We start from the raw sequence: 3319 nt of genomic DNA, 5'->3' as shown, positions 1-3319 counted from the left end.
GTGGCTCGCGCGACGCACTGGAACGCCGGAGGAAGACGTTTTCCTCATGCTGTGCTGGGGGAGCAAGCGCATCGCCCACGCCACCCTGCACCAGAGCGTACGCAGCGCGCTTGAGGTCCTGACGCAGGATCGCATCCATCGGGTTCTAGGGGCTGTCGAAACGGCGCTGCGCCGGATGGGGATCGCCTCGCCACGCATCGGCGTCTCGGGCGTGAATCCGCACGCCGGCGAGTCCGGGCTGTTCGGTGCGGAAGAAACCGAGATCATCGAACCCGCGGTGCGGGCCGCGCGCGCGCGCGGCCTCAACGTAGTCGGCCCGATCGGCGCCGATACGCTGCTGCCGCGCGACGACTGCGATGCGTTCGTTGTGATGCTGCACGACCAGGGGCACATTCTCGCCAAGTCCGCAGCGCCTCACGGCGCAGCCGCGCTTTCCATTGGCACATCCATCAACTTCTCCTCTGTGGGCCACGGGACGGCGATGGACATCGCCGGCAAAGGCCAGGCCGACCCAGAGGCGTTAGTGCAAGCCGTCCTGCAGGTCACCAACGCCGCCAGCCGCAAGGGACCCACATCATGATCGGACTCGGACTCGCTTCCTCCCACGCGCCGGCGATGTTCTGCCCACCAGAGGTCTGGCCCAAGGTCTATGGCGCCATCCCGAACTATATGAAGGCGTCCCAGCCGCACACGGCCAAACTTGAAACCCGGGAAGTAATCGAGAGCTACTTGCAGCGCATCGACGCGGCCTTCGACGTCCTCCAGCGCCAGGTCGAGGACTACAAGCCGGACGCCGTCATCTTCGTCGGAGACGACCAGGAGGATATGTTCGACGCTCGCTGCAATCCGGCGATGTGCATCTTCACGGGTGACGAATTGTGGGGCGCGTCTGCGCCCTTCTACATGGACCAGCCGCCCGAGGCTTCGCGGATCCACTTGAAGGTCCACCAAGAGCTCGCCGGCTATCTTCTGGAGGAGCTGCTGGAGGAAGGCTTCGACATGGCCAATTCCTCGGTCATGAAGCCGATGGGCAGGCACCCCGAGCGCGGCACCTCCCACATGATCGTGTATCCGGCCAAGCGGATCCTCCCAAGCTTGGACGTCCCGATCATCCCGATCTATCTCAACTGCTACTATCCGCCACTGCCGACGGCGGCGCGATGCTGGAAGCTGGGCGAAGCCGTCGCCCGCGTGATGGCCAAGCGCCCGGAGCGTATCGCGATCTACGCCTCGGGCGGGCTCTCGCACGATCCGGTGGGGCCGCGCGCAGGCTGGATCGATGAGCCCTTGGACCGGTGGGTGCTCGACCGGATCGCGACGAACCGCTCGCGCGACCTGCAGAACCTGTTCACCTTCGACTCCGCCACCCTAGCCGGCGGCACCGCCGAAACGCGGGCCTGGATCGTCGCCGCGGGCGCGTGCCAGTGGAAGGGGGAAGTCGTGGACTACATCCCGGCGCACCACGCCAAGACGGGCCTGGGCTTCGCCTACTGGCCGCATCAACAGAAGTGAAAGCGAGAAGTCATGCTGCCGCCACGCATCGACGCGGAAGTCGTGAAGCGAGCCATGGGCTCTTACGCCGACAGGAAGGCTTCCTACGCGGAGCGCGCCGAAATCTACAAGGAGCTGGTCGGCTTCGTGCCTCCCCGCATCGAGGCGCGCCTGAACGTCACCGGGGCCCTCGATCCGGAACTCCTCGCAATGCAGGAGGAGTTGCGCCAGCACGCGATGTACCCGAAGTGCTTCGACGTGAAGACAGCGCAGCTGATGCTGTTCGGCATGCTCCTGATGGACTTGAGCGACGCCGCCTCGATTCACGCGATCGCCGCGCGCCGGGCGGGGGCGACCTGGGAAGAATTGCAGGCTGTGGTGAGCCTGTGTTTCCTGTTCCGCGGGCTCTCCGCGGCCAACCGTGGCGCGGAGCTGATGGCCAACATGGCCAAGCAGGAGGCCGCGGCGACCACTTGAGAAACGAGACTCTAGCGGATCCGGAGGCCGGCCGCGGCGAACGCTTCACCCAGTTGGTCGAGTGGCGAGAATGACGGACGCCCTAATCAAGGTGCGCGTCGCCGCCAGGGAATTGCTCGCGCCCGACATAGCGAGCTTCACGCTCGTACGTGAGGACGGCGTCGCGCTGCCGGCTTACGCGCCCGGCGCCCACATCGACCTGCAGACGCCCAGCGGCTTGGTGCGCCAGTACTCGCTGTATGAGTTGGATTCCGCGTCCGGGGCCTACTGCATCGGCGTGCTGCGCGAGGTGCAGTCTCGCGGCGGTTCGCTCAGTCTGTTCAACGACGCGCAGGTCGGTCAGACGCTCCTCATCGGTGAGCCTCGCAACCACTTCCCGCTGCACGCGGACGCCGCGCACTCTCTGCTGTTCGCCGGCGGCATCGGCATCACTCCGATCGTCTGCATGGTCCGGCAGCTCTCGGCCGAGGGGCGCGCCTTCGCGCTGCATTATAGCGGTCGCTCCCTTCAGCAGATGGCGTTCGTTGAGCCGCTGCGCCACGCCGTGTTTGCAGATAAGGTCCGCGTCTACGCGGACGACGAGGGCGGCCTCGAACAGCTGGACCTGCCTGCCGCTATCGGCGCACCGTCCCCCGACCGTCGTCTCTACGTCTGCGGGCCTTCCGGCTACATGAACCACGTGCTGGAGGCCGCACGGCGGCTGGGTTGGCTCGAATCCCGGCTGCATCGCGAGTACTTCAGCCCCGCCCACGACCTGGAGGGCGAAGAGCTGCCCTTCGAGCTGCAAGTCAAAGGCGACCCGCGCATCATCCAGGTCCTGCGGGGCGTCACCGCCGTCGAGGCGCTCTCTGAGGCGGGGTTCGAGATCCCAACCTCCTGCGCGCAAGGCGTTTGCGGCACCTGCATCACGACCGTGCTTGAAGGCGTTCCAGACCACAGGGATAGCTATTTCACGGATGAGGAGCGAGCGAAGAACGACTGCTTCACGCCATGCTGCTCGCGCGCGAAGAGCCGCCGCCTCGTGATCGAGCTTTAGGACCGGGCCGGTTCCGCAGCGAGAGAGGGTATTTCAGGTACATCATCACCAAGAGGCGGGTCACCTCGGGGCAGCTGTCGAAGTAGCGAACGGGTTCGTCGATCTGGCCATGACGGCCGAGGGCGACAGCCGACCGGTCCAGCTGCCAGTGGTTTGGATTGACAGAGCCCGCTGTGAGAGTCCGTTTGGAAACTCACGGGTGGGTGGTCCGGCGTAGCAGGTTTCCGCCCATGGCGACGAGGATCATGGCCTGCGAGACGTCGATCCGGGCCTCGTAGTCGCGGACCAGACGGCGCCAGCGGGTCATCCAGCCGA

At 65.9% G+C, this 3319-nt stretch carries 4 protein-coding genes and 1 pseudogene; 4 read left to right on the top strand and 1 reads right to left on the bottom strand.

Annotated elements, in window-relative coordinates; translation table 11 throughout:
• The 4 genes from Q8M88_RS07770 to Q8M88_RS07755 all read left to right on the top strand — a co-directional run.
• Positions 1 to 580: 4-hydroxythreonine-4-phosphate dehydrogenase PdxA (locus Q8M88_RS07770; protein ID WP_305596060.1), on the top strand; the 580-nt coding region annotated here is incomplete at its 5' end.
• Positions 577 to 1512: a hypothetical protein gene (locus Q8M88_RS07765; RefSeq protein WP_305596058.1), complete on the top strand. Its 936-nt coding sequence runs from the start codon at positions 577 to 579 to the stop codon at positions 1510 to 1512. The genes Q8M88_RS07770 and Q8M88_RS07765, both read left to right, overlap by 4 nt.
• A gap of 12 nt (positions 1513 to 1524) precedes the next feature.
• Positions 1525 to 1968 carry a carboxymuconolactone decarboxylase family protein gene (locus tag Q8M88_RS07760; protein WP_305596056.1) on the top strand — a complete coding sequence of 148 codons (444 nt, stop codon included), beginning with the start codon at positions 1525 to 1527 and terminating at the stop codon, positions 1966 to 1968.
• 91 nt (positions 1969 to 2059) lie between these two features.
• Positions 2060 to 3004 carry a PDR/VanB family oxidoreductase gene (locus Q8M88_RS07755; protein WP_305596054.1) on the top strand — a complete coding sequence of 315 codons (945 nt, stop codon included), beginning with the start codon at positions 2060 to 2062 and terminating at the stop codon, positions 3002 to 3004.
• 193 nt (positions 3005 to 3197) lie between these two features.
• Here the strand turns inward: Q8M88_RS07755 and Q8M88_RS07750 are convergent.
• Positions 3198 to 3319: pseudogene (locus Q8M88_RS07750) on the bottom strand (IS5/IS1182 family transposase); the annotation flags it as partial.

The organism is Phenylobacterium sp. (genome assembly GCF_030693805.1).
GTDB lineage: Bacteria > Pseudomonadota > Alphaproteobacteria > Caulobacterales > Caulobacteraceae > Phenylobacterium.
Note: the sequence above shows the minus strand (reverse complement) of the source record. Positions and strands in the feature narration are given on the sequence as shown.